The sequence below is a fragment of the Streptosporangium sp. NPDC002544 genome (assembly GCF_040295965.1).
In the GTDB taxonomy this organism is placed as follows: Bacteria; Actinomycetota; Actinomycetes; order Streptosporangiales; family Streptosporangiaceae; genus Streptosporangium.
In genome coordinates, this window is sequence record NZ_JBEOWJ010000005.1 from 288,587 (window position 1) to 313,891 (window position 25,305).

Sequence of the window (25,305 nt, forward strand, 5' to 3'; positions counted from 1 at the left end):
TTGACAGTTGGGCCTGATCAATAGCGAAGACCTCCGATGTGGTGGAGGTGTCTAGGCTCCACACCACACACGGAGGTCTTCGTGTCCCGCGAGCCCGGAGTCAGTCGGTGACGTCGGCGCAGACCACGTGCGCGCCCAGCTCGACCATCCGCTGCTCGCTGCGGGCGTCGGCGACCCTGGCCATCAGGATCGGCGCCTCGCTCGCGGCGAGCTGCGGCAACCGGGCGCGCACCCCGCGATGGATGTCCCTGACCACGTCCTCGGCCGCCGACATGTGCACCTTCACGTGCAGCATGATTCCCGGGGCACCGGAGGAGGTGCTGGCCTCGGAGATCCACACGTGATGGACGAGCGGGTAGTCGACGAGCAGGTGCGAGATCGCGGCGCGCAGCGCGGGCAGGATCGGGTGCTCGCACCGCCGGTAGCCGGGATCCACCATCTGCATCGGCCCCGACAGATGGGGCCGGGGCGCGGGGATCCACGGCTGGGCGGGTGCGGCGGGCACCGGCGTCCGCTGCGGGCGCACCGGCGCGGGACGCGAGACCGTGGCCATCGCCCCGGTCGCGTACGCCGTCGGCGTCGCGCTCGACAGCACGGGCGCGGGGCCGCTGCGCTTCGAGAGCAGGTACCGCTGGAGATCCTCGATCGGCACGGCCGCGGCTGCGGGTCCCGCCGCGTCGATCACTATCTCCCGCACGCCGGTGACCCGCTGGATGTCGAGGACCGTGTCGGCGTCGCACGCCGACAGTGAGTGGCCGCCACGGTGCCGCGCGTAGGTGTCCGCCGAGGTGTACCCGAGCAGGACACGCTCACCGGCCTGCGTCGTGCCGAGCACGACGGAGCGGTCAGGTCGCACGGCGACCAGGAGTCCCCATTCGGCAAGCGCCGCCAGCAGCCGGTGCGGCTCGCCGTGCTGCGCGAGGACGTTGCCGAGAGCGGGGTTCCCGATGCTCATATGAGGAACGATAGGTAGTGACCCACGGCTTATCAGGGTAATCGCGAAGTTTTCTTAGGATCAAGACCAACTTGAATTTTTGGCGCATGGGATGCGTCAGGGGCGGGTACCGGCGTGCTGGATCATGGAGGCGGTCGCGTCTCGCATCTCGGGACACTCGTGAATACGTTCACAAGCGCCGATAGACTACGTGAGGTCCGTGCACCCTCACCGCCTAGTAAGGATCCAGCCTGTGAACAAGCCCGTCGTACTGGTCGCCGAGGAACTTTCCGAGGCCGGTCTCGCGGTCCTGGGCGCGGACTTCGAAGTCCGCCACACCGACGGCGCCGACCGTGCCCAGTTCCTGCCCGCGCTCGCCGACGTGGACGCGCTCATCGTGCGCAGCGCCACGCAGGTCGACGCCGAGGCGATCGCCCACGCGCCCAAGCTCCGCGTCGTCGCCCGCGCCGGTGTCGGTCTGGACAACGTCGACGTGGAGGCCGCCACCAAGGCAGGCGTCATGGTGGTCAACGCGCCGACCTCCAACATCACCAGCGCCGCCGAGCACACCGTCGCGCTGATCCTCGCCTCCGCCCGCAACGTCGCCCAGGCGCACTCCGCGCTCAAGGGCGGCGAGTGGAAGCGCTCGAAGTACACCGGCGTGGAGCTCGACGAGAAGGTCGTCGCCATCCTCGGTCTCGGCAAGATCGGCCAGCTGGTCGCGCAGCGCCTCCAGCCGTTCGGTGTCGAGCTGATCGCCTACGACCCCTACCTGCAGCCGGCCCGCGCCGCGCAGATGGGCGTCCGCCTGGTCACGCTGGAGGAGGCCCTGCGCGAGGCCGACTTCATCACGGTGCACCTGCCCAAGTCCAAGGAGACCATCGGCCTCATCGGTGACAGGGAGCTGCACGCGGTCAAGCCGAACGTCCGCCTCGTCAACGTCGCCCGCGGCGGCATCATCGACGAGAACGCCCTCTACTCCGCGATCAAGGAGGGCCGCGTCGCCGGGGCCGGCATCGACGTGTTCCCGAAGGAGCCGGTCACCGACAGCCCGCTCTTCGAGCTCGACCAGGTGGTCGTCACCCCGCACCTGGGCGCCTCCACCCACGAGGCCCAGGAGAAGGCCGGCACCCAGGTGGCGCGTAGCGTGAAGCTCGCCCTGGCCGGGGAGTTCGTGCCCGACGCGGTCAACGTCCAGGGCGGTGCCGTCGCCGAGGACGTCAAGCCGGGCCTGCCGCTGGCCGAGAAGCTCGGCCGGGTGTTCACGGCTCTCGCGGGCGAGGTCGCCACCAAGCTCGACGTCGAGGTGCGCGGCGAGATCGCCGCCCACGACGTCCGCGTGCTGGAGCTGGCCGCGCTCAAGGGTGTCTTCACGGACGTGGTCGAGGACTCCGTCACCTACGTCAACGCCCCGCTGCTGGCCAAGGACCGCGGCGTCTCGGTCGAGCTGGTCACCAGCGCCGAGAGCCCCGACTGGCGCAACGTCGTGACGGTCCGCGGCGTCCTCGCCGACGGCCGTGCGGTCTCGGTCTCCGGCACCCTGTCGGGTCCGCGGCAGATCACGAAGATCGTCGAGGTCAACGGCTACCAGATGGAGATCGAGCCGACCGACCACCTGTCGTTCTTCACCTACACCGACCGCCCCGGCGTCGTCGGCGTGGTCGGCCGCATCCTCGGCGACCACTCGATCAACATCGCCTCGATGCAGGTGGCCCGGGACGTCAAGGGCGGCAAGGCCCTCATCGCGCTCACCGTCGACACCGCCATCCCGGCCGACGTGATCGACCAGATCGGCGCGGAGATCGGCGCCGACAGCGGCCGCTCGGTCGACCTGGCCGACTAGGGCCTGCCCCGCGGATCTTGCCGTGGCGAGGATCGGTCAGGCGGTGTCTCGCAGGGCGGAGGAGGGAGCCGTAGCGTGCTGCGGTGACCGACGACAACGCGGCGAGGCGCCGCCTGGGCGACCGCGGTAGGCAAAAGATCCAAGGGACAGGGCCTGGGCCCGATAGGCAAAGGATCCACCGAGGTGGCCGCCGCCCCGCATCGCGGGGCGGCGGCCACCTTTCGTCTCAGTATGTGAGAAGTGTGTACGCCGGGCGAGACGGTGTTCCGGCCGCCAGGTAGCCTGGGATGAAATGCGCCAGGTCCCAGCCTGCCGCGACGGGGCCTGACAGGGGTGGGCCGGCAACTCTCTGGCACCACGCCCCAGATCACCGGTCCGTGACCCGGACCCGTGACATCAGGCCTGGTCGGAGCCCTGATCGGAGTCTCGACCATTGCCCCTGCTCGCATGCGACCGAGACGAGATTCGCCATGTACGACATGTATCCCTGGAACCACGCCGAAGAGGTCAAGGACGAGGCCGCCGAGGCGCTCCAGACCGCCCTGGACCGCCGGGACAACGGTGGTTCCCCCATCCGCTGAACCTGTTCCCAGCGCCGGCGGGGTTCCCGCGGCTGATCAGCCGGCGTGTCTCATCCGCCGGTCGCGATCTCGATCTGCTCGGTCGACTTGACCCCCTGCGGATCGGGGCGCACCGCGCCGACGAAGGAGGACCGGCGCCAGGCGCTGAGCTTCTCCTCCTTGACCACGTCGCCGCTCCGCGGGGCGTGGACCATGTAACCGGGTCTGGTGATCATGCCGACATGGCCGAGGCCGCTGAAGAAGGCCAGGTCACCGGCCCTGAGGTCCTTCCAGGCGATCTTCTTGGAGAAGGCGGCGTACTGGTCGTTGGTGACGCGGGGCAGCTTGATCCCGGCGGCGCCGTAGGCGCGGAGCATCAGGCCTGAGCAGTCGAAGCCGCCGTTGCCGGTGCCACCCCAGACGTAGGGCGTGCCGCGCTTGGACATGGCCCACTTCACGGCCTTCTGCCAGGCGGGCCTGGGGGTCGCGCTTTTCACTGCCGCCTTCAGCCTGACGGTGCCGAGTGCGGGAGCTTCGGGGGAGGGGAGAGGGGCGGCGGCCAGGGCCGCCGTCGGCGCCATGGCCGAGGCCGCGAACACCGCGGCACCTGAGACGAGAATGGACAGGACGCGGGAGTACATCTTGCCGGACAGGATGATTCCTTCCATAAGGCCGGCCGGGTGAGCTGTCGGGCTCGGGCGTGGAGGCCGCCCTACGGCGCGAGAGTGCGCCGATTCGCCCCAAGGAATCCCGTGATGGCGGCCGGGAGCGCGCTCCGGGGGAGGAGCGGGTTCCCGGGGGCCCGGTGGATCCCGGAAAAAGTGGTTCCCCGGCTCCGTACGGGCCGGTAAGGGGGTGGTCCGTACGGATTAGGCATCGATGTGAATGGGGAGGACGATAACGAAACCTCGCGAAACGGTCAATAGGGAGCAAAAAAGGACAAAACGATCACATGGGTGGACGTGCGGACACGTCCGAAGAGTGAGACCGGTGTTCGATCACCGAGACGGACAGGTAAGGTGCCTGCATGGATTCGCGTAACATTCGCCTGGCGGTCATCCCCGGGGACGGGATCGGAGTCGAGGTCGTCACCGAGGGTCTGAAGGTCCTCGAAGCGGTCGGCACCAAGGTGGAGACCACCACGTACGACCTCGGGGCCAAGCGCTACCACGAGACCGGCGAGACCCTGCCCGACCCGCTGCTCGACGAGCTACGCGGATACGACGCGATCCTGCTCGGCGCGGTCGGCGACCCCAGCGTGCCCCCGGGCATCCTGGAGCGCGACCTGCTGCTCAAGCTCCGCTTTCAGCTCGACCACTATGTGAACCTCCGCCCGGTCAAGCTCTTCCCCGGCGTCGAGACGCCGCTGGGCAAGGCCCGCCCCGAGGACATCGACATGATCGTCATCCGGGAGGGCACCGAGGGCCCCTACGCCGGTGCCGGAGGCGCCATGCGCCGCGGCACGCCGCACGAGATCGCCACCCAGGAGTCGCTGAACACCGCCTACGGTGTCGAGCGCGTGGTGCGCTACGCCTTCGAGAAGGCGGTGGCCCGCCCCCGCAAGAAGCTGACGCTGGTCCACAAGACCAACGTGCTCACCTACGCCGGTGACCTCTGGGCCCGCACGTTCGACCGGGTCAGCGTGGAGTACCCCGAGGTCCAGACCGACTACTGCCACGTCGACGCGGCCTCGATGTTCTTCGTCAGCCAGCCGGAGCGCTTCGACGTGATCGTCACCGACAACCTCTTCGGTGACATCCTCACCGACATCGGCGCGGCGATCGCCGGTGGCATCGGCCTGGCGGCCAGCGGCAACGTCAACCCCGACCGCACCGCGCCGAGCATGTTCGAGCCGGTCCACGGCAGCGCCCCCGACATCGCGGGCCAGGGCAAGGCCGACCCGACCGCCACCATCCTGTCGGTCGCCATGCTCCTGGACCACCTGGGACTGGCCGACGAGGCGGCCCGGGTCGAGCAGGCCGTCGCCGACGACCTGCTCGAGCGGCTGGCCGGCTGGGCCGGCCGGACCACCCAGGAGATCGGTGACGACATCACCGCGCGAGTAGCCGGCTGAGGAAGCCGCCCCCTCGACCCCGATGCGCCTGGCGGCTCCTACGAGCCGCCGGGCGCTTTTTGTTTCCCACGCACTGCCGGTTTTCGGCATGGATGCAGTAGTTTCCCGTTACCCGGTCCAACGCAGAATGGACCCGAGGGTAAGCCAGACATCAAGATAAGGATCCGCGTCATGACCACCGCTCAGAAGCTCAGCTTCGACGTGCAGCTCTCCGACCACGCTCGCACCGCGGCCGAGCGCGAGCAGGTAATGGCGGCTCCGGGGTTCGGCCAGGTCTTCACCGATCACATGATCTCGATCGACTACACCGAGGGCGAGGGCTGGCACGACGCCCGGCTCATGCCGTACGGCCCGCTCAGCCTCGACCCCGCGACCGCGGTCTTCCACTACGCGCAGGAGCTCTTCGAGGGCATGAAGGCGTACCGCCAGCAGAACGGCGCGATCGTGACGTTCCGCCCCGAGGCCAACGCCGCCCGCTTCAACACCTCCGCGTTGCGGATGGCCATGCCCGAGCTGCCCGAGGAGACGTTCGTCGAGTCGCTGGAACTGCTCGTCCAGACCGACCGCGAGTGGGTGCCGACCACGCCCGGACACAGCCTCTACCTGCGCCCTTTCATGATCGCCACGCAGCCTGCGCTCGGGGTCAACTACCCCTCCAGGACCTACAAGTACATGGTGATCGCCTCTCCGGCGGCGGCCTACTTCGGTGGTGGGCGGGCGGTCAGCGTCTGGCTCTCCACCGAGTACACCCGCGCGGCCCCCGGCGGTACCGGCTTCGCCAAGTGCGGCGGCAACTACGCGGCGGCCTTCGTGGCCCAGCGCCAGGCTGTCGAGCAGGGCTGTGACCAGGTGGTCTGGCTGGACGCGAGCGAGCACCGCTACGTCGAGGAGATGGGCGGGATGAACCTGTTCTTCGTCTACGGCGACCGCCTGCTGACCCCGGCGCTCACCGGCACGCTGCTGCCGGGCATCACCCGCGACTCGATCCTCGCTCTGGCCTCGGACCTCGGCCTGCGGGCGGAGGAGGGGCGGCTGTCGATCGAGGAGTGGCAGCGGGGTTGCGAGTCGGGCGAGCTCACCGAGGTCTTCGCCTGCGGCACCGCCGCGGTGGTCACCCCGGTCGGCTCGGTCAAGGGCGCCGACCGCGCCTGGACGATCGGCGACGGCACCCAGGGGCCGGTCACCGAGCGGATCCGCGAGGAACTCGTGGGCATCCAGTACGGTTCCCGCCCGGACCCGCACAACTGGGTCCACAAGATCTGCTAGTCCCGCGTTCCGCGTGCGGCCCCGATTGACCCGGGGCGGTTACCTGCGGTGTCGGCTCTTACGCGGCATCTGACCCGGGATGATGCCCCACATGTGCGAAGTGGGGCAGCACGGCGACAGGTGCCGCCAAAGGGCGCGAGGAGACCTGGCCAACACGTCTACGGTCGGTCACCTCGGTGGCAGCCGGAGGAGGCCGGGTCTCCGCCTGGCCGGGCCTCCTCCGTGAGCGGGTCTATCCTTCGATCAGCTTGCCGGTGTCGACCGTGAGGTTCCACGGCGCGGGCAGCTCAAGAGGCTTGCCGATCGACTCGGTGATCTCGTCGGCGTAACCCTCCGGGCCCGGTCGGCTGAGCAGCCTGAAACGGTTCGCGAAGGTGTCGATCACCAGGTAGAGCGGAACTCCCGCGAGCGCGCAGGCCCGCGGCTTGACCACATGGTCATCGTGAACGCTGCTCGGGGAGACGACCTCTGCGACCAGCAGCGTGGCGTTCGCGTACACATGGCTGGGATCCCAGAGGCGAGGGTTCGGGGGAACGACGATGAGGTCGGGTTCGAAGCGGTCCGCCTGCACCTGAAGGAGTAGCCTGGCTTCCGGGTAGACGCGCCATCCTTTCTCCATGGAGAACGGTATGAGCTGGGCCATGAGCTGGTACACGACGTCGGCGTGAGCGATCGTGGGCATCTCCCTCACCACGATCCGGCCGTTGATGATTTCGATTCGATGCTTCTCGAATCGCTCGACGAGCTCCAGGTAGAGTCGCTCGAGCTCGCCCTGATCGGTGATCTGGTAGGCGATCGATCTTTCCATGAGTAGTCCCACAGGGTCATCCTTCCCTCCGCGCGGGTGGGCACAACGTGTTCTGCACGTCACTTAAAGTAATCGAAAAGGTTTGCGCCCGCCCCGGGTTTGGAAAAGTTCTCGTCAGTGTTTTCGAATCATGGTGAGGCCGTCGGCGATGGGGAGCATGATCGAGGTGACCCGCCCGTCGGCGCTGACCATGTCGTTGAACTCGCGGATGTGCCTGACCGTCTCGTCGTCCCTGCCGGGATCGGCGACGTGGCCGCTCCACAGCGTGTTGTCGACGAGGATCACCCCGCCGGGGACCAGCCGCGACATCAGGATCTCGTAGTAGACGGGATAGTTGACCTTGTCGGCGTCGATGAACGCCAGATCCACCCCGGGGTGCTCGGGGAGCTCGCGCAGCCGTTCGGCCGCCGGGCCGATCCTCAGCTCGATGCGGTCGGAGACCTGCGTCCTCTCCCAGTATCTCCGGGCGACCGCCGTCCACTCCTCGCTCACGTCGAAGCAGGTGAGCCGGCCGCCGGGGGCGAGCCCGCGGGCGAGGCAGATGGAGGAGTAGCCGGTGAAGGTGCCCACCTCCACCGCGTTCCCGGCGCCGCCGATCTGGGCGATCATGGTGAGGAAGCGCCCCTGGTCGGGGGAGATCTGCATTCCCGCGCTGTCGCCGGTCAGCTCGCGGGTCTCGACGGCGAGCGCGTCGAGGACGTCGTCGGGCAGGGTGGTGTGCGCGAGCAGATACTGCCCCACGGCGGGGTCGAGGTAGGTCGCCTTCATGGGCCTCATTCTGGTCGGTACGAGGTGGTCGCGGGGGGTGAACCCGAGCCGTGTCGGCGGATCGCGGGTCTCAAATCCTAAGATCGATGTGTCAGATGCTGTCAGCGTGTGGCAGACTCCAAAGCATCATGTTCTACGGTCTGCTCATTATCGGCAGGCGCGCTGGCTGAAAAGGGACACCGCCAGCGCGCAGACCTCTCACGTCCGTGAGGGGTTTTTTTGTTTCTCGGAGCCGAATGAGCGCGCGGCGAATCATCGAACCGCGAAGGAGAACGACATGGCCGACGACCGCTTCCATGTGTACGACACGACCCTCCGTGACGGAGCCCAGCAGGAGGGGCTCAATCTCACGGTGGCCGACAAGCTGGCCATCGCGCGTCACCTGGACGGCCTGGGCGTCGGTTTCATCGAGGGTGGCTGGCCGGGGGCCAATCCCAAGGACACAGAGTTCTTCAGGAGAGCTCAAACAGAGCTCGACCTGAAGCACGCGCAGCTCGCCGCGTTCGGCGCGACCCGCCGGGCAGGTGTGAAGGCAGCCGACGACCCGTTGGTGGCCGCGCTGCGCGAATCCGGCGCGCCGGTCGTGACCCTTGTCGCCAAGAGTCACGACCGGCACGTGGAGCTGGCCCTCCGCACGACCCTGGAGGAGAACCTCGCGATGATCCGCGACACGGTCTCCCACCTGCACGCGGAGGGCCAGCGGGTCTTCCTCGACGCCGAGCACTTCTTCGACGGCTACAAGTCCAACCCGGCGTACGCGCTGGAGGTGCTGCGCACCGCCGCCGAGGCGGGAGCCTCGGTCATCGCGCTCTGCGACACCAACGGGGGCATGCTCCCCGACGAACTGGCCGAGGTCGTGCAGGCCGCCGTCGGCACGTCCGCCAGGATCGGCATCCACTGCCACGACGACACCGGCTGCGCGGTCGCCAACTCCCTGGCCGCGGTGAAGGCGGGCGCGACCCACGTGCAGGGCTGCGCCAACGGCTACGGGGAGCGCTCGGGCAACGCCAATCTGTTCACGGTCGTGGCCAACCTGCAGCTCAAGCGGGGATTCGACCTGGTGCCGAGGGAGGCGCTGGCCGACATGACCAGGATCGCCCACGCGATCACCGAGGTCACCAACGTCACCCCCAACTCCCACGCCCCCTACGTCGGGGTCTCCGCCTTCGCGCACAAGGCCGGGCTGCATGCCAGCGCGATCAAGGTCGATCCCAACCTCTACCAGCACATCGACCCCGCCGAGGTCGGCAACGACATGCGCATGCTCGTCTCCGACATGGCCGGACGCGCCTCGGTCGAGCTCAAGGGCCGCGAGCTGGGCTACGAGCTGGCCCCCGACACCTCGCGGGAGCTGGTGATGCGGGTCAAGGAGATGGAGTCGAAGGGCTACACCTTCGAGGCCGCCGACGCCTCCTTCGAGCTGCTGCTCCGCGACACCGTCGCGGGCGAGCGCAGGCGTCACTTCCAGGTCGAGTCCTGGCGAGTGATCGTCGAGCAGAACCGCGGCGGCGAGGTCGTCAGCGAGGCCACCGTGAAGCTGCACGCCAAGGGCGAGCGGATCGTCGCCACCGGCGAGGGCAACGGTCCGGTCAACGCCCTCGACCGGGCCGTACGGCAGGGACTTGAGCGGCTCTACCCCGAGCTGGCGGGGGTCGAGCTGATCGACTTCAAGGTGCGCATCCTGGAGGGCACGCACGGCACCGACGCCGTCACGCGCGTGCTGATCACCTCCAGCGACGCGGCCGGGGAGTGGTCCACCGTCGGTGTCGACGAGAACATCATCGAGGCGTCCTGGCAGGCGCTGGAGCAGGCCGTCACCTACGGCCTGCTGCGCGCCGGCCACACCGACTGAGGCGGCCCTCGAAGGGCGCGCACGGGAGACCCTCCGGAGGGCGTGACCGGGCGGCTCAGGTTCGGGGTCGCCCCTCCTGACCTGGCGGGCGTGAGCGTCCCGGATCGCCCCCGAGCGCCCCCGGCCGGGGGCGCTCGGGGCCGAAGGCCGTCAGGAGAGGTCGGCGCCGCCGACGCGGAAGCTCACCGGACCCTCGGAGGTCTCCACGCTGACCTTGCCGCCCGCGCAGGAGAGCGACGGCTTGCCGGTGCCGGGCACCAGCACGGTCAGCACGGAGTCGCCCGCGGCGGGGGCGACGACCGCGGGCGCGGGGTGCCTCTGCAGGTAGGCGGAGGAGACCCAGCCCTGGTAGGGGTTCTTCTGGCCGCGGATCACCTTGAGCCCGCCGACCGGCTTGCAGGAGGGCATCGAGACCTGCACGAGCGTCGCCTTCCAGCCCGACTTGTCCTTCACCACGACCTGGCCGCCGCTGTTCGAGACGGTGGACAGGTCGCGGGAGAAGTGCCAGATGTTGCGGACCGAGGAGCCCTTGGGGACCGTGTCCAGCACGGCCATCAGGTCATTGCCGTGGTTGACGAGCACCGAGCGGGTCCTGGGCACGCCGTAGGCCCTGTCGGTCAGCCGGTAGCTCTGCCGCTCGGACCCGATCGAGGATCTGCTCAGGGTGGTGGCGGTCTTGCCACGGAACCTGGCCCCGGACACGATCGAGGTGTTGTGCGCCTCGGCCGACATCGTCCAGTGCCGGTAGCCGCTGTTCTCGTACGAGTCGAAGCCGACGTCGACCAGGACGTCGCGGCCCTGGGCGTAGTAGGTCACGCCCAGGTGGTCCTCGTGGCCGTGGTACTTCATCCCGGGCCCGAAGCGGATGGAGTAGAACGCCGACTCGGGCTTGTCCCAGGCGGTGCGCCCGTAGACGTAGCCGTTGCCGAACACCCGCACCGTCTTCTTCGGGTGGGAGTAGCCGACAGGCCGCACGTCCGCGCCGCCGTCGCCGATCGGGACCATGAACCCGTCGGGCTGGGTGGAGTGGGAGATGAAGTCCTCCAGCGACTCCCAGCGGCGTGAGATGTCGGTGGGCACCTTCCGCCCGCACGCCTTGATGTTGTCCATCGCGACCTTCAGCCGCTCGTAGACGTAGATCGCGTAGCGGGGGGCCTGCTCGCGCAGCGCGCCCTGGGAGTCGATGTCGAGCTTCACGGTCTCGGTGAGCCGCCTGATCGCGAGGCTGGACCACTGATCCCGGCCATAGCGGCAGCCGATGCCGAGCAGCGCGATGTCCTGGTCGATGCCGTGGTTGTGACCCTTCTCGTACAGCTTCGGGTCCGACAGCATCTTGGCGTGCTCGGCCAGGCTGCGGGACAGCCACGACTCGTTGACGTGCTTGCTGAGGCAGACCAGCGCGGGGGCGCGCAGCGCGATCGGGTGCTCCTGCCAGGCGTACGGGCTGGCCCCCGCACCACCGCGGGGGTTGTCGGCCACCCAGTCCTTGGCGATCTCGACGGCCCGCGCCAGGTACGCCTCGTTGCCGTTCGTCTCGTAGTCGGCGACGAGGCGGCCCATCCAGCGCAGCGAGTGGAAGACCATGCTCCAGGAGCGGTTCCGGTAGGGGTCGGTGCGCCAGTCGACGTTCTTGCCGATCTTCACCGGGGCCAGGTCGAGGAAGGCCACCTCGCCGTTCATGATGTCCGCCGCCGTCGGCGTGGCCGGTAGCCAGTCACCCTGGCACTCAGCGGTGCGTTTTACCTCCCGTGCTTCCGCGGTGCCGGCCGTGGCGCCACAGGTCGTCAAGAGGACAAGGGAGAGAGCGAGTGCTTGTGTGCGGCGGCGCACGCCAGTTCCTTCCGGGCCGAACGAGGGGAGTGGATCATGCTGTCCGAATCCCACCAAACCGGTCAAGTCGGGATGGGTGCTTCCGGGACATCGTTAGCAACTAGATGCGGGTTTCCCAGGTTTCCCGGTGCGAGTGACCTGATCCTGCCGGTCGATGTTCCTGCGGCCACTCGCGGGCGTAACCGCGTTTCGGCAGGCTGGGCGTATGAGACTCGCCGACATCGTGATCCCCGACACACCGGCCGCCCGCGGCGCGCTGGAGGTGGCGACCGCCTACTGCTCGCCCGCCCTGCTCAACCACTCCGTGCGCGCCTACCTGTGGGCGGCGGCCCACGGTGCGATGAACGACATCGCCTTCGACGCCGAGCTGCTGTACGTCGCGTCGATGATGCACGACATCGGCCTGGTCAAGGAGTTCGACAGCCATACCGTGCCGTTCGAGGAGGCGGGGGGCCATGTCGCATGGGTCTTCGCCGCCGGGGCCGGATGGCCCGTCGAGCGCCGCGTGCGCGCGTCGGAGATCGTCGTACGCCACATGTGGGACGGCGTGGACCCCGGGTGGGATCCCGAGGGGCACCTGCTCGAACTGTCCACCGGGCTGGACATTTCCGGGCGGGGGGCGGAGGACTTCCCCGCCGGGCTCCGGGCCGAGGTGCTTGAGCGTTACCCCAGGCTGGGGATCGGCCCGGAGTTCGCCGGGTGCCTCGCGGACCAGGCCGCGCGCAAGCCGGACAGCCTGGCCGGGCGGTTCGTCCGCTCGGGGATCGCCGAGCGGATCGCCGCCAACCCTCTGGACCGCTGAGCGGGTCGGCCCCGCTCCCGGAAACGAGGGGAGCGGGGCCTACCCGCTCAACGCGGACTCGGACGGGATCGTCCGATCGTCTCGAAACCCGGCCGGGCCGGTCGGGCGCCCCTCGGCGAGCGATCAGGCTCCGGGCGCGGGCCCGGTGCTCTGTACGACTTCAAACGACCACAGCTCGGCCCCGGAGGCTGCCGGGCCCTGCCCGTGGCCGTGCCCCTGGGCCGGGCCGGCCGCCTCCTGCCCATGCCCATGACCCTGGCCCTGACCGGCCTCGGCGGCGGCCTGGGCGTGGCCGCGCTGGAAGGCCTGGCTCTCGGTCCAGCGCTTGAAGTCCTCATCGGAACGCCAGCGGGTGTAGACCAGGTAGCGGTCGGTGCCGTCCACCGGGCGGAGCAGTTCGAACCACTCGAACCCGTCCGCGGACTCGACCACTCCCGCCCGTCCCGAGAAGCGGCGCTCCAGTTCCTCGCGCATCTCCGCGGACACTGTCAGCACGTTTATCTTCACGACCGAAGGCACATCGTCTCCTCGAAGCGTTGGTTTCCCTGATCACCCTATGATCGGCGCTCCGTCAGGTGACGGTCCTGCGGGGGTGCGGCGCGTCCCCCAGGCTCACCCGGGCGACGGCGGGTATGCGCTCGGTCTCCAGGGTCTGGCGCATGTGCGGGATGACCACCCCGCTCAGCTGCTCGCGGACCGCGCTCATCGGCGCGTCCTCGGCGACCGCCACCCGCATCCGGACGGCGGGGTGCTCGCTCGTGCCGATCATCGCGGCGGTGGCGCCGATGATCGAGGGGTGCGAGCCGGCCTCGGCGGCCGCCGCGTCGGTCACGCTGTGCGCGTCCACCTCGGTGATCCCGGCGGGACCGCCGTCCAGGCGGATGCCGCTCAGCCTCCGGCGGCGTCCCTGGACCAGCAGCCAGCGCAGGCCGAACAGCGCGAGCACTATCGCCGCCGCGGCGACCACCCACCACAGCCACGGGTCGTAGCGGGCGAACGCCGCACGCGTCTGGGTGTCCACGAGTGGTGCGCGGGCGGACGCCACGGCCGGAGGGAACGCCCCCGCGCCGCGCGCCATCACCAGGGCGCTCAGGGCCATCAGCGCCAGTCCCACGAGCAGCAGCCCCAGCCGGTTGCCCCGGGCGGTCTTGTCGTCCATGGCGCTCACTTCCCTCGCAGGTGCACGTGGACGGGATGCTTCCAGACGGGGGAGAGCGCGGCGATCCGCGCGGTCACCGCCTCCCGTACGGCGTCGGCCAGTCCGGTGGTGTCCCGGACGCCGCTGCGGGCGTTCACTCGCACGGTCTTTCCCACCAGCCGTACCTTGGCCCGGTCCACCCCCTGTACCCGCTCGGCCGTGTGGGCCAGCGACCGGGTGAAGCCCCGGCGCTGCATGCCGATGACCAGGTCCTTGTCGCCCGTCCGCACCGGGATCAGGGTGGGCCGTCCCGGGATGAGCGCGAACAGCACCAGCAGCAGGCCCAGCAGGCCGACCAGGCCCGCGCCCGCCATCACCTGCCGGTCGCTCCACGGCGTCGACGACGCCCAGGTGAGCATCCGGTCGTAGGGCAGCAGGCGCAGCGGGTGGCCGACCAGCGCGGAGATGACCTCCAGCGCCACCAGGACGCCGATCGCCGTCAGCACCACGGCGGTGATGACGGCGGGGACCACCCGGCGCGGGCGGAAGGCCCTGACCGCCGCGCGGTCCGCGGAGGCGTTCCTCGCCACCTCGTCGGGTGCCCGCGACGCGGACGGCTCCACGAACGCCGCGCCGGGTGCGGCCGGAATCTCCTCGGTCGGCCCCGTCTCGGAGACATGCTCGGAGAAGGGCTCAGCCGGGTCGGGGGTCTGGGAGGTCATTGCCCTTCCTCCCGCGACGGGACGTCGGTCCCGTGGGCCGTCGCGCCCGGTGTCCGGAAGTCGGGCCGGTTCCCGCCCTCGGCCGGCGAGGTCTCGTATGAGGTCTCACGCGAGACCTCGTACGAGGTCTCGGGCGGGCTCTCCGGAGCGCGGATCACGTTGGTGACGTCGATGTCGATGTAGCCGACGTCCATGCCGGTCAGTGTCATGACCCGTTCGGCGACGTGGCGCCGGACCTCGTCGGCCACCTCGCGGATCGGGGCCGGATACTCCATGGTCACGTCCAGCTGGAGCGTCGCGAGCGTGCCGTCGACGGCGGCGCGGGTGCCTCCGCGGAGGGACAGCGGCCCCCGCTCGCCGACCTTCCGCACCCGTGCCACCTCCCTGGCCGCGCCGGCCGCGATGCGCGACACCACCCGGTTGGATATGTCGGTTCTGCCACGCAGTTCGGCCGGTACGGCCGGCTGGGCGGGTACGGCGGGCGGCGCGGGCCGCCCGGTCTCGGCGAGGGCGGAGCCCGTCCGGCCGGCGGGGAGGTCACCTGAGTCCGCGGCCGCTCCCGAGGAGGTGGCGTGGTGCTCGACGGGGGTGTTCATCGCCGTCTCGCCGAGATCCGGGACAGGTTGACCTCGCCGACCTCCGCGAAGTGGCCGAGGAGGAATCCGATGGCGCCGAGCACGAGCACCAGCAGGAACGCCCAGAAGCCGCCGAAGGCTCCGGCGAAGCCCAGCAGAACGCCGACGATCGTGCCGAGCACGGACCACACTGGGAACTTGTTCATGTCAAACCTCCGATATGGACATTCACCGGCAGGTCATCCGCCAGCGGGGCGACCGCCGCACGTACCTCGTCGGCGATCTCCGGCAGCGGGCGCCCCAGCCTGACGACCACCGAGATCTCGATCCCGTCCTCGTGCAGCGCGACGCCGGGCACCCTCTCGCCGGGCAGGTAGGTCGCCACCGTCCCGAACGGGCCGCCCGAGAGGTCGACGACATCGGGGCAGCGCCGTACGGCGTCGGCTATCCCGTGCGCGAGACCCGCCTCCCGGCCGGCCGGTTCCCGATCAGCGGCCGCGGCCGGTTCCTCGCGGGGCGGACTCGCCGTCTTGCCCGGTGTGGCGGCCGTCGTGCGGGCCGGGGCCCGTGGTCTCTGGGCGGGTACGGCCCCCGCCGGGGCCTGAGTGGCGGGCGGGTGGACCGGATGCTCCGGCTTGTGCGCGGGCATGACGGTCGCCGGGGTCGGATGCTTCGGACGCTCCGGTCCGTGCGCCGGGGTGGGCGGCCGCGGGGCCGGGTCACCCGGGTTGTTCGCGGGCGCGGCCGTCCGGCGGCCGGATCCCGCCGTCACCGGACGCGTCGTCTCCTCGCGGGCCGGGTCCTCAGGCCCGCGCGCCGGATCCCTCACTGGACGCGCGGCCCCGGCTCGGACGACTCCTCCGCGGAGTCCTTGTCCTGGCCGGGCATGTGGACGTCGGAGACCTTGATGTTGACCTCGGTGACCTCGAGCCCGCACATGCGCTCGATCGCCGTGATCACGTTGCGGCGTACGGCGGCGGCCAGGTCGGGAATGGCCATGCCGTACTCGACGACCACTTCGAGGTCGGCGGCGGCCTGACGCTCGCCCACCTCGACGGAGACCCCCTGGGTGATGTTCTGGTCGACACCGACCATGCCGCGTACCGCGCCCAGGGCTCGCGCGGTGCTCGCGCCCATGTTGTGCACGCCGGGAATCTCCCTGGCCGCCAGGCCCGCGATCTTCGCTACGACGCCGCTCTCGATGGTGGTGGTTCCCTTGGGAGTGACCAGGCCACCCTGGGATCCGGGACTGTCGGTGCGTGCCCGGGGCACGGATACCTCGTCGCCCTTGGGCCTGTTCACCGTGCTGGCTTCAGTCACGTCCATTCCTTCCCCCGAGGGAAGACCTTCTGGCTCCCCGATGCTGACAGAAACGGTCATACCCCCCATATGAACAGCAATCAGGACATACTTATTTTTAACTCAATCGTGGTCGTATCAGGAAAATAGGTTTTATGGGTATTTTTAGTTGCATATAGCCCAGATGGCTCGGCGATGTGATGGAGGAGACCGGATGGGCGGAGGCGTGAACCTCCCGGAGGCGCGGGCGCGGTCAGGCGAGACCCGGAGCCCGACTAGCCTTGTCGTGTGCGTATAGCGAGGTTCTCCACAGGAGACGGTGTCGGGTTCGGGGTGGTCGAGGGTGGCCCAGGGGAGGAGTTCATCTCCGCGATCTCCGGTCATCCGTTCGGGCCGATCCAGTTCACCGGTGAGCGTCACTCGCTCTCCCAGGTCAAGCTGGTCGCGCCCATGCTGCCCAGCAAGGTCGTCGCGATCGGCAAGAACTACGCCGACCACGCCCGCGAGATGGGCGGCGAGGTCCCCGACGAGCCACTGGTCTTCCTCAAGCCGTCGACCTCGGTGATCGGCTCGGGTGAGGCCATCGCCTACCCGACGACCCTGTCCCAGCGGGTCGACTACGAGGGGGAGCTGGCGGTGGTGATCGGCAGGCTCTGCCGGGAGGTGCCCCGAGAACGGGCCCACGAGGTCATCTTCGGCTACACCTGCGCCAACGACGTCACCGCGCGGGATCTGCAGAAGAAGGACGTCCAGTTCACCCGGGCCAAGGGCTTCGACACGTTCTGCCCGCTCGGCCCGTGGATCCAGACCGAACTCGACCCGAGCGACGTCGGCATCGTCACGTCCGTGAACGGCGAGGTCAAGCAGAGCTCGCGCACCTCCAAGCTCATGTACGACATCCCCGCGCTGATCGCCCACGTGAGCGCGGTCATGACCCTGATCCCCGGCGACGTCATCCTCACCGGGACGCCGGAAGGGGTCGGCCCGCTCAGCGTCGGCGACGAGGTCAGCGTCTTCATCGAAGGAATCGGCACTCTCAGCAACCGGGTGGTCTCCCGTGATTAGGGTTCGTTTCGCCCCCTCGCCGACCGGCATGTTCCATGTCGGCGGCGCCCGCTCCGCGCTGTTCAACTGGGCCCTGGCCGAGAGGTCCGGCGGAAGGTTCGTGCTCCGCATCGAGGACACCGACGCCGCGCGCAACCGGCCGGAATGGACCGAGGGCATCATCTCGGCGCTCGCCTGGATCGGGATCAACGACGGCGCCCCGGCCTTCGAGGGACCCTACTTCCAGTCCTCGTACGAGAAGCAGCACCGCGAGGCCGCGGCCAGGCTGCTGGCCGAGGGCCGGGCCTACTACTGCACCTGCACCCGCGACGAGGTCAAGGCCCGCACCGGGTCCGAGCACCAGGGCTACGACGGCTTCTGCCGCGACCGAAGCCTGACCGAGGGCGCGGTCCGTTTCCGTACCCCCGACGAGGGCGTCACCGTGATCTCCGACCTGGTCCGCGGCACCGTCGAGTTCCCCAACAACGCGATGGAGGACTTCGTCATCGCGCGCGGCGACGGCTCCCCGCTCTTCGTGCTGGCCAACGTCGTCGACGACGTCGAGATGCGGATCAGCCACGTGGTCCGCGCCGAGGAGCACCTGTCCAACACCCCCAAGCAGCAGCTGCTCTGGGAGGCGCTCGGCGTCGCCCCGCCCACCTGGGCGCATGTGCCGGTCATCGTCAACGAGAAGCGCCAGAAGCTGTCCAAGCGCCGGGACAAGGTCGCCCTGGAGTCCTACCGCGAGGAGGGCTACCTGGCCGAGGCGATGGTCAACTACCTGATGCTGCTCGGCTGGGGCCCCGGCGACGACCGGGAGATCATGCCCTGGTCGGAGATGGTGCCGCTGTTCAGCCTGGAGGACGTCAACCCCTCCCCGGCGTTCTTCGACGAGAAGAAACTCCGCGCGTTCAACGGCGAGTACATCAGGGCCCTGCCCCTGGAGGAGTTCATCACCCGCTGCGAGCCGTGGCTGGACCCGAGCTGGGACCGCGAGACCTTCGCCAAGGTCGCCGAGCTCGCCCAGACCCGTATCGCGGTCCTGTCCGAGATCACCGCGAACGTGGACTTCCTCTTCCTGGACGAGCCCGTCTTCGACCAGGCCTCGTGGGACAAGGCCATGAAGAGCTCCGCCGTGGAGATCCTCACCGGCTACCTCGACCGGCTTGAGAAGGTCGAGATGGACCCCGAGTCGCTCAAGACGGCGCTGGAGGAGGTCGGCGCCTCCTACGGCCTCAAGCTCGGCAAGGCCCAGGCGCCGGTCCGGGTGGCCGTCACCGGCCGCACCGTCGGCCTGCCGCTGTTCGAGTCGATCGAGGTCCTCGGCCGGACGCGGTCGATGGACCGCATCCGCGCCGCCCTCGCCAGGCTCCAGGCCTGAGGAACGCGGACCGGACGAGGCCCGGGGCGCGGCGGAGCCGTCAGCGCGTCGGAGGTCATCGTGGAGCAGGGGGTCCTGCCCTGGCCTGGGAGGACCAGGCCGGGGCAGGACCGGTGGTGCGGGAAGGATCAGGTCAGCAGGCCCCTAGGAGGGGCGTGCCGGCTCCGTCCCCTGTGCGGCGAGTCTGTCCCAGAAGGCGAGACGGTGAACCGCGGCCCGGTCGAAGGGGGCGACACCGCCTCGCCCCGGAGCCAGCCCCTGCACGTACGGCGTGCCGCCGGTGGGGCGCACGCGACTCCAGGTGGGCAGGCCAGGCCGGTTCGGGTCGCCGACGGCGGCGAACCTGGACCAGTAGTCGATCATCGTGTCGCCGAGCCGCCGCTGCTCGGGGGTGAGCGGGGCGGACTTCCAGCCGACGCCGAACAGGAACGACAGCTCGGACCCGTGCGAGGCGAGCGGCCTGACCCCGTTGGGCAGCGGGAAGAGCCGGGGCGCCGTCCGGTCGGTGAACTCGTAGGAGAAGGTCGGCACGTGCCGGGCGAACAGCAGGTCCGTGTCGCGCGCCGGCCACGCCCAGTCCAGGTCGCTCATGACGGCCGCCACCGCCTGGAGGGGTGAGCCGCCGTGGGCGTCCGGCGGATACTCGGCGAGCACGTCCGGCCCCGCCGCGCCGAACTTCTCGTTGACCGCAGCCTCGTACTCCCCGGCCGTCATCGGCGGGAACAGCAGCGACGTGAAAAGCGTGCCCTCGTCCCTGGTGATGCCCGTCAACATGGGCACCCGGTGGAAGCGGCCCTCCTCGAACACCGCCGAGGGATCCTCGGGCAGCACCGCGTTACCGTACGCGGGCAACGGGAGCGGCTGCTGGGCGAGCAGGTCGGCCACCGGCCTGCCCCGCAGGCAGGCGAGCGCGGTTTCCGGGTCCGCGCACCCCAGCCCGGCCGCCAGGGCCTGTCCGTAGCCGTCGTGGGCGGCTCGGGGCACCCAGAGCGGTATGTCCATCACCGGCCGCAGCGGGGTGCCCTCGAAGTTCCCGGCCCCGCACGGGCTGCTCTGGGTGATCGCCCGGTGGAACAGCCCCGCCGCGGAGGGGGAGGCGAGCTGCGCGCACACCGAGTGCGACCCCGCCGACTCGCCGAACAGGGTGACGTTGCGCGGGTCGCCGCCGAACGCCGCCGCGTTGCGCCGCACCCAGCGCAGGGCCGCCTGCTGGTCCTCGATCCCGAACGCTCCCGCGTTCTCCAGCCCGGGATACCCGAAGAACCCGAAGACGCCCAGCCGGTAGTTGACCGTCACCACCACGACATCGCCCCGCACGGCCAGCCTGCGGGCGTCGTAGTCGCTGCCGGCCCCCTTGGTGAGGCTCCCGCCGTGCAGCCACACCATGACCGGCCGGGGCCGCTTCCCGCCTGCCGGGGCGGGTGCGGTCACGTTGAGGTAGAGGCAGTCCTCCGCCTCGCTTCCCGGCAGGCCCCAGATGTCGGCGGTCTGCGCGCACCGCTCACCCGGCGCGGTGGCGTCGCGCACCCCCTGCCACGGGGTGACGGCTCGCGGCGACCGCCAGCGCAGCTCACCGACGGGGGGCGCGGCGTACGGGATGCCCTGGAAGGACAGGTGATCCTTACCGGCCTCGCCCCTCACCCATCCGGAGTCGGTACGTACCGTGGTGCCCGCGCCGCCCGCGGTGGCCGGGGCCGTGGCCCTCGGCGGCACGGTGCCGGTACGGGCCGCCGTGTCCCCACCGCCCGCGGACGCCGGGGCCGCCGTCAGCAGCGGCAGGGCACAGGCCAGGCCGGCGACGAGCGCGGCGCTCGTCCTGTTCCATGGTCGTTTCATGCTTTTCAGCGTGCTTGAGATCCGGGCGGAGCGCATTGGAGCCGCGTTCCCGCCCGGGGTGTGGTTTCCTGCACCCCGGACGGTGCACGAAGGGCTACGCCTCCAGGCCGCGGCGCTTCAGCAGGGGCTCGATGCGCGGGTCGCGGCCGCGGAAGTCGCGGAAGGCGTCCATCACGTCCCGCGAGCCGCCGACCGACAGCAGGGTGGAGCGGAAGTGGTCACCGTTGCCGCGCGTCAGGCCGCCGTTCTCCTCGAACCAGTCGACGCTCTCGGCGTCCAGCACCTCGCTCCAGATGTAGGAGTAGTAGCCGGCGCTGTAGCCGCCCACCCCGCTGACGAAGATGTGCGCGAAGTAGTTGGTCCGATAGCGGGGGCGGACCAGGTCGTAGGCGATCCCGGCCCGCTCCAGGGCCGCGTTCTCGAACGCCTCGGCGTCCTCGACGGTCTCGCCCCCGGCCAGCTTGTGCCAGGCCCAGTCCAGCAGTGCCGCCGCGAGATACTCGACGGTGTCGAAGCCCTGGTTGAACTTCTCCGCGGCCTTCATCTTCTCCAGGAGCTCCGCGGGCACCGGCTCGCCGGTCTCGTGGTGCCTGGCGAAGTTGGCGAGGATCGAGGGCCAGGTGGCCCACATCTCGTTGACCTGCGAGGGGTACTCCACGAAGTCGCGCGGCACGTCGGTGCCGGAGACCCGGGGGAAGCGCACGTCGGAGAAGAGGCCGTGCAGGGCGTGGCCGAACTCGTGGAAGGCGGTGTTGACCTCCTCGAACGTCAGGAGCGTCGGCCCCTCGGAGGGCTTGGTGATGTTGAGGTTGTTCATCACCACGGGCAGCTCGCCGAACAGGTGCGACTGGGTGACCAGGTTGTTCATCCAGGCGCCGCCGCGCTTGGTCGGCCGGGCGTACGGGTCGAACACGAACAGGCCGAGCGGTGAGCCGTCCGCGTCGGACACCTCGAAGACCCGGACGTCCGGGTGGTACCCGGCCAGGTCGTCCCGGTCGGCGAAGGTGATCCCGTACAGCCCGCCGGCGGCGTGGAAGATACCGTCCCGCAGCACCCGGTCCAGCTCGAAGTAGGGGCGAAGGTCGGCGGCGTCGAAGTCGTAGCGGGCCTTGCGCACCCGCTCGGCGTAGAAGGACCAGTCCCACGGCTCCAGGGGGAAGCCGGCCTGCTCGCTCAGCGCCTCGGCCTCCCGGCGGGCGTTGGCCACCGCGGGGCCCACCAGCTTGCCGAGCATCTCCTCGACGGCGTCGGTGGTCTTGGCGGTCTGGTCGGCGACGGAGTAGGCGGCGTGGTTGGGAAAGCCGAGCAGGGCCGCCCGCTCGGCGCGGAGCGCCGCCATCCTGGCCGCCAGCTCGAAGTTCTCCGGCGCCCGGCCGACGGACAGCTCGTACAGCCTCCTGCGGGTCTCCCGGTCGGTCAGCTCGGCCAGCGCGGGCTGGTTGGTGTAGTTGAACAGCGGCAGGACATACCTGCCGTCCTTCTCGATCGCCTTGATCGTGCTCTCGGCGAGCCCGTCCAGCAGCTTGACGTCCTCGACGACCAGCGCGGAGGCCGTGGAGGCCGTGAGCAGGTTCTGGGAGAAGGTCGTGGCGAGCCTGGTCAGTTCCTCGTTGAGCGCCCTGAGGCGGTCCTGGTCGCCTTCGGACAGGTCCGCGCCGGCCCTGACGAAGTCGACGCGGTACTTCTGCAGCAGCCACGCCTCCTCGGGGTCGTCGGTGGCCACCTGTTCGATCCGGGCGTACAGGGCGCGGTTCAGGCGGATGGAGTCGGCGTGCTGGGTCAGCCTGGGGGAGACCTGGGTCTCGATCTCCTGGATGCCGTCGGTCGTGTCGGAGGCGGAGATGCTGCTGAAGACGGTCACGGTCCGCTTGAGAATCCGGCCCGAGCGCTCCAGGGCCTCGATCGTGTTGGCGAACGTCGCGGGCTCCGGGTTGTCGGCGATCTCCCGCACCTCGCGCAGCTGGTCGGCCATGCCACGTTCGAAGGCGGGAAGGTAGTGCTCCTCCCTGATCAGGGCGAACGGCGGCAGCCCGTACGGCAGCGTGCTGGGTTCGAAGAACGGGTTCTCGGCCAAGGCTGGAACTCCTCTCAGGTGGACGGATCTCTCAGCAGGGTCGCACAGCGGACCTTCGTTGCGGCAGCCCGGTGATACCGCGATTCGGCCGCCGGCAATCGTTTTGGTCTTGACCCCCAACCTGGGCTATTCTTTCGGAGGCGCCAGCGAGTCCCGAAAGGGAGTCCGGTGCGGTGGGGTATGGTGTAATTGGCAACACGGCTGATTCTGGTTCAGTTGTTCTAGGTTCGAGTCCTGGTACCCCAGCTGCATCCTCTCAGGAGGATGCCGCAGATTCGGCTCCCTCCGAATCTGATGACAGTGTGTAGGGTCCCGTCGTCTAGTGGCCCAGGACGCCGCCCTCTCAAGGCGGTAGCGCCGGTTCGAATCCGGTCGGGACTACCACTGTCTCTCGCAAGGCTCCGTCGTCTAGTGGCCTAGGACGCCGCCCTCTCAAGGCGGTAGCGCCGGTTCGAATCCGGTCGGGGCTACAAGTGCGAAACCCCCGGGAGCAACGGTTCCCGGGGGTTTTTGTCGTTTCAGGGGCGGGTGAAGCCGCACCCGGCATGGATCTCTCAGATCGCCCTCCCGCTCGGCGCCGCGGCCGGATGCTCTTTTCCGACCCGGGAGATCGGGCACGCCGGACGCATGCCCGATCGAGAAGAACCCCCGCCGTCACCCGATGTACGGCCAGGTGGCGGCTGAACGCTCCCCGCCATGGCGGAACCGGAAAGGGACGGGGCGCCGCCCCGTCCCTTTCCGGTTCCGTTCCTAGTTCTGCCCCGAGCGGGCCTTGAACAGGGCACGCTTGGCGGCCTTGCCCACCTGCTTGTCCGGATGCGCCTTGCCGATCGCCTCCAGCAGCTCCTCCAGGTGCGGGTGCGGCACCTTCCAGATCACTTCGAGCAGGCTGACCAGGTTCGGCACGTTGCCGATGTCGTCCAGGCTGCTGACGAACTCGGGACGGCCCAGGCCGGCGGAGATGGTCAGCATGTCGAGGATCAGCCAGTGGGTGTCGGCCTGGGTGGGCGTGGGAGCGTCCTCGACGCCCAGCTGGGCCAGGTGGGTGGCCGCGTACGGGCGCAGGGACGGCTCGTCGAGGGCCTCCCGCCAGGCGGGTATGGCCACCTCACCGAGCGAGCCGACCATGCTGGCCGCCTGAACCCGGATCAGTGCGTTCGCGTCGTCCTCGGCCGCGGCCTCCAGCAGGTCCCTGGCGGCCTGCTCGGGGGCGCGCAGCTCCATCCAGGCCTCGAACTCGGCGTCCGCCTCCTCCTCGGGCAGCTCGGAGCCGAAGGAGAGCAGGTCCAGGGCCGTCATCGCGTCGATGGCGGGCCGGGCGTCCAGCTCGATGTCGGCCTCGTCCACGAGGTGGACCACGCCCTCCATGCCGAGTGGGGTCAGCCGCACCTGGTCGTGCTCGACCTCGACCATGCCGTACCCGGCCAGCCAGTCGAGCACCGGGTTGAGCGGGTCGCCGTACTGCGCGGTGGCGGCGGCCCAGGCCTCCGCGCCCAGGTCGTCGTACTCGGCGGCGGCCTCGGCCAGCTCGGTGCGGAGCTCGGCCAGCGGCTTGGAACCGGTCGCCAGCAGCACCCGGACCAGCAGCGCCCTGGTCAGCCCGGACAGGGCGATCGTGGCCTCCTCGTCCGCCAGCTCCGGGTCGCCGTAGTCGATGGAGTGCAGACCGGCCATCCACGCGTCAAGGGCGTCGTCGTCCTCCTCGAAGGGCCACTCCACGGTGTCGGCGTCGATGCTGACCGTGTCCTCCCCCTCGGGCTGGAGGAAGTCGAGGTCGATCGCGAGGTTCCAGATGTTCCAGAGCGCGGGGACGGAGTCGGCCAGCGACTTGTCGCCCTTCTCGGGAAGCGGGATGCCGAGGACGGCCAGGGCCTCGGTGATCTCGGTGTCGTCGAGCAGGCTCGTCTCGCCCACCCGGCGCTCAGAGCCGACCCAGATCGCGAGGTCGCGGGCCTTGGAGATCAGGGGTGTCCTGCGGGTGGCCTCGGCCAGCTCGGAGTCCGGGCGGAGCCTGATCGTCGGCAGCTCGGAGAGCTCGTCGGCGAACGGCTCGAAGTCACCGAGCCCCTCGGACTCCTCGTCGTACTCGTCGTCCTCGTCCTCCTCGACGACGAGATCCTCCATGGCGTCGACGAAGTCGTCCTCAAGGCGGTCGAGCTCGGCGAGCAGGTCCCCCAGCGGGGCGGAGCCCTTGGCCAGGCGGTCGGACTCCGACAGGAAGGTCAGATAGGCACGGACCGCGGGCACCATGCCGTCGGCGGCGGCGTCCGGATCCTCGACGACCTGGGGCATCCGGTCGAGGAGAACCGTGCGCAGGTCGGACTGCCTCCACCGGCCGACGTCGTCGGAGGCGATCAGCCGGTGCCACAGCGCGACAGAGCCGACCAGGTTGGAATCGCTGCCGGGCGCGTTCTCACGCGCCCACAGGATGAAGTTCTGGAGCAGGGGACGCAGTTCAGCCGCGGCTGCCTCGATGCGATCTGTCACCTGCCCAGCCTA

22 protein-coding genes, 3 tRNA genes and 1 riboswitch are annotated in these 25,305 nt (G+C 69.8%); of the genes, 10 read left to right on the forward strand and 15 right to left on the reverse strand.

Annotated elements, in window-relative coordinates:
* Positions 1-100 precede the first annotated feature (100 nt).
* Complete coding sequence (locus ABT061_RS09950) at positions 101-955, reverse strand: hypothetical protein (RefSeq protein ID WP_350914735.1); 855 nt, start codon at positions 953-955, stop codon at positions 101-103.
* Between the two features lie 232 nt (positions 956-1,187).
* Here ABT061_RS09950 and serA point away from each other — a divergent pair, with 232 nt between their 5' ends.
* Positions 1,188-2,777, forward strand: a complete 1,590-nt coding sequence (serA, locus tag ABT061_RS09955; RefSeq protein WP_350914738.1) for a phosphoglycerate dehydrogenase — start codon at positions 1,188-1,190, stop codon at positions 2,775-2,777.
* A gap of 631 nt (positions 2,778-3,408) precedes the next feature.
* On the opposite strand, the gene ABT061_RS09960 is transcribed toward serA, so the two are convergent.
* A complete protein-coding gene (locus tag ABT061_RS09960) occupies positions 3,409-4,005 on the reverse strand; it encodes a C40 family peptidase (protein ID WP_350914740.1) in 597 nt (198 codons plus the stop codon).
* A riboswitch (cyclic di-AMP (ydaO/yuaA leader) is annotated at positions 3,993-4,223 on the reverse strand. (Overlaps the previous gene by 13 nt.)
* A 141-nt stretch (positions 4,224-4,364) precedes the next feature.
* On the opposite strand from ABT061_RS09960, the gene ABT061_RS09965 reads away from it, so the two are divergent.
* Together ABT061_RS09965 and ABT061_RS09970 are read left to right on the forward strand one after the other, a co-directional pair.
* Positions 4,365-5,411, forward strand: coding sequence for a 3-isopropylmalate dehydrogenase (locus ABT061_RS09965; RefSeq protein WP_350914742.1), 1,047 nt, complete (start codon positions 4,365-4,367; stop codon positions 5,409-5,411).
* A gap of 171 nt (positions 5,412-5,582) precedes the next feature.
* Entirely contained in the window at positions 5,583-6,677 is a 1,095-nt protein-coding gene (locus ABT061_RS09970) for a branched-chain amino acid aminotransferase (RefSeq protein WP_350914744.1), read from the forward strand.
* 232 nt (positions 6,678-6,909) lie between these two features.
* On the opposite strand, the gene ABT061_RS09975 is transcribed toward ABT061_RS09970, so the two are convergent.
* Both ABT061_RS09975 and ABT061_RS09980 read right to left on the reverse strand, forming a co-directional pair.
* Complete coding sequence (locus ABT061_RS09975) at positions 6,910-7,485, reverse strand: Uma2 family endonuclease (protein ID WP_350914746.1); 576 nt, start codon at positions 7,483-7,485, stop codon at positions 6,910-6,912.
* A 114-nt stretch (positions 7,486-7,599) separates the two neighbouring features.
* Positions 7,600-8,253 (reverse strand): O-methyltransferase, encoded by a 654-nt coding sequence (locus ABT061_RS09980; RefSeq protein WP_350914748.1) that lies wholly within the window; start codon positions 8,251-8,253, stop codon positions 7,600-7,602.
* 277 nt (positions 8,254-8,530) lie between these two features.
* On the opposite strand from ABT061_RS09980, the gene cimA reads away from it, so the two are divergent.
* Positions 8,531-10,105, forward strand: coding sequence for a citramalate synthase (cimA, locus tag ABT061_RS09985; protein WP_350914750.1), 1,575 nt, complete (start codon positions 8,531-8,533; stop codon positions 10,103-10,105).
* A 150-nt stretch (positions 10,106-10,255) separates the two neighbouring features.
* On the opposite strand, the gene ABT061_RS09990 is transcribed toward cimA, so the two are convergent.
* On the reverse strand, positions 10,256-11,785 hold the full coding sequence (locus ABT061_RS09990; RefSeq protein WP_350914753.1) for a heparinase II/III family protein: 1,530 nt from the start codon (positions 11,783-11,785) through the stop codon (positions 10,256-10,258).
* A 355-nt stretch (positions 11,786-12,140) separates the two neighbouring features.
* Between ABT061_RS09990 and ABT061_RS09995 the strand changes: the two genes are divergently transcribed.
* On the forward strand, positions 12,141-12,737 hold the full coding sequence (locus ABT061_RS09995) for an HD domain-containing protein (protein ID WP_350914756.1): 597 nt from the start codon (positions 12,141-12,143) through the stop codon (positions 12,735-12,737).
* A 123-nt stretch (positions 12,738-12,860) separates the two neighbouring features.
* On the opposite strand, the gene ABT061_RS10000 is transcribed toward ABT061_RS09995, so the two are convergent.
* Genes ABT061_RS10000 through ABT061_RS10030 form a run of 7 tightly spaced genes read right to left on the reverse strand, consistent with a single transcriptional unit; the run spans position 12,861 to position 16,498 of the window.
* The gene (locus ABT061_RS10000) at positions 12,861-13,256 is read right to left on the reverse strand and encodes an antibiotic biosynthesis monooxygenase family protein (protein ID WP_350914758.1); all 396 of its coding nucleotides are present in this window, start codon (positions 13,254-13,256) and stop codon (positions 12,861-12,863) included.
* 52 nt (positions 13,257-13,308) lie between these two features.
* Positions 13,309-13,896 (reverse strand): alkaline shock response membrane anchor protein AmaP, encoded by a 588-nt coding sequence (locus ABT061_RS10005; protein WP_350914760.1) that lies wholly within the window; start codon positions 13,894-13,896, stop codon positions 13,309-13,311.
* 5 nt (positions 13,897-13,901) lie between these two features.
* The gene (locus ABT061_RS10010; RefSeq protein WP_350914762.1) at positions 13,902-14,597 is read right to left on the reverse strand and encodes a DUF6286 domain-containing protein; all 696 of its coding nucleotides are present in this window, start codon (positions 14,595-14,597) and stop codon (positions 13,902-13,904) included.
* On the reverse strand, positions 14,594-15,193 hold the full coding sequence (locus ABT061_RS10015; RefSeq protein ID WP_350914764.1) for an Asp23/Gls24 family envelope stress response protein: 600 nt from the start codon (positions 15,191-15,193) through the stop codon (positions 14,594-14,596). The genes ABT061_RS10010 and ABT061_RS10015 overlap by 4 nt, the downstream gene beginning before the upstream one ends.
* The gene (locus ABT061_RS10020; RefSeq protein ID WP_350914766.1) at positions 15,190-15,378 is read right to left on the reverse strand and encodes a hypothetical protein; all 189 of its coding nucleotides are present in this window, start codon (positions 15,376-15,378) and stop codon (positions 15,190-15,192) included. Before ABT061_RS10020 ends, ABT061_RS10015 begins: the two co-directional genes overlap by 4 nt.
* Positions 15,375-15,944 carry an Asp23/Gls24 family envelope stress response protein gene (locus tag ABT061_RS10025; RefSeq protein ID WP_350914769.1) on the reverse strand — a complete coding sequence of 190 codons (570 nt, stop codon included), beginning with the start codon at positions 15,942-15,944 and terminating at the stop codon, positions 15,375-15,377. The genes ABT061_RS10020 and ABT061_RS10025 overlap by 4 nt, the downstream gene beginning before the upstream one ends.
* Before the next feature lie 53 nt (positions 15,945-15,997).
* Entirely contained in the window at positions 15,998-16,498 is a 501-nt protein-coding gene (locus ABT061_RS10030) for an Asp23/Gls24 family envelope stress response protein (protein ID WP_451935028.1), read from the reverse strand.
* Between the two features lie 261 nt (positions 16,499-16,759).
* On the opposite strand from ABT061_RS10030, the gene ABT061_RS10035 reads away from it, so the two are divergent.
* Both ABT061_RS10035 and gltX read left to right on the forward strand, forming a co-directional pair.
* On the forward strand, positions 16,760-17,536 hold the full coding sequence (locus ABT061_RS10035) for a fumarylacetoacetate hydrolase family protein (RefSeq protein ID WP_350914771.1): 777 nt from the start codon (positions 16,760-16,762) through the stop codon (positions 17,534-17,536).
* Between the two features lie 28 nt (positions 17,537-17,564).
* The gene (gene gltX, locus ABT061_RS10040; RefSeq protein WP_350914925.1) at positions 17,565-18,896 is read left to right on the forward strand and encodes a glutamate--tRNA ligase; all 1,332 of its coding nucleotides are present in this window, start codon (positions 17,565-17,567) and stop codon (positions 18,894-18,896) included.
* A 144-nt stretch (positions 18,897-19,040) separates the two neighbouring features.
* On the opposite strand, the gene ABT061_RS10045 is transcribed toward gltX, so the two are convergent.
* Both ABT061_RS10045 and ABT061_RS10050 read right to left on the reverse strand, forming a co-directional pair.
* Positions 19,041-20,732, reverse strand: coding sequence for a carboxylesterase/lipase family protein (locus tag ABT061_RS10045; RefSeq protein WP_350914773.1), 1,692 nt, complete (start codon positions 20,730-20,732; stop codon positions 19,041-19,043).
* Between the two features lie 94 nt (positions 20,733-20,826).
* Positions 20,827-22,806, reverse strand: coding sequence for a M3 family metallopeptidase (locus ABT061_RS10050; RefSeq protein WP_350914775.1), 1,980 nt, complete (start codon positions 22,804-22,806; stop codon positions 20,827-20,829).
* A gap of 174 nt (positions 22,807-22,980) precedes the next feature.
* On the opposite strand from ABT061_RS10050, the gene ABT061_RS10055 reads away from it, so the two are divergent.
* The 3 genes from ABT061_RS10055 to ABT061_RS10065 all read left to right on the forward strand — a co-directional run bounded on the left by ABT061_RS10055 (position 22,981) and on the right by ABT061_RS10065 (position 23,276).
* Positions 22,981-23,052 (forward strand) — tRNA-Gln (locus ABT061_RS10055).
* 62 nt (positions 23,053-23,114) lie between these two features.
* Positions 23,115-23,190, forward strand: a tRNA-Glu gene (locus ABT061_RS10060).
* A gap of 13 nt (positions 23,191-23,203) precedes the next feature.
* Positions 23,204-23,276, forward strand: a tRNA-Glu gene (locus tag ABT061_RS10065).
* Between the two features lie 280 nt (positions 23,277-23,556).
* On the opposite strand, the gene ABT061_RS10070 is transcribed toward ABT061_RS10065, so the two are convergent.
* Positions 23,557-25,293 (reverse strand): hypothetical protein, encoded by a 1,737-nt coding sequence (locus ABT061_RS10070; protein ID WP_350914777.1) that lies wholly within the window; start codon positions 25,291-25,293, stop codon positions 23,557-23,559.
* Positions 25,294-25,305: the final 12 nt, after the last annotated feature.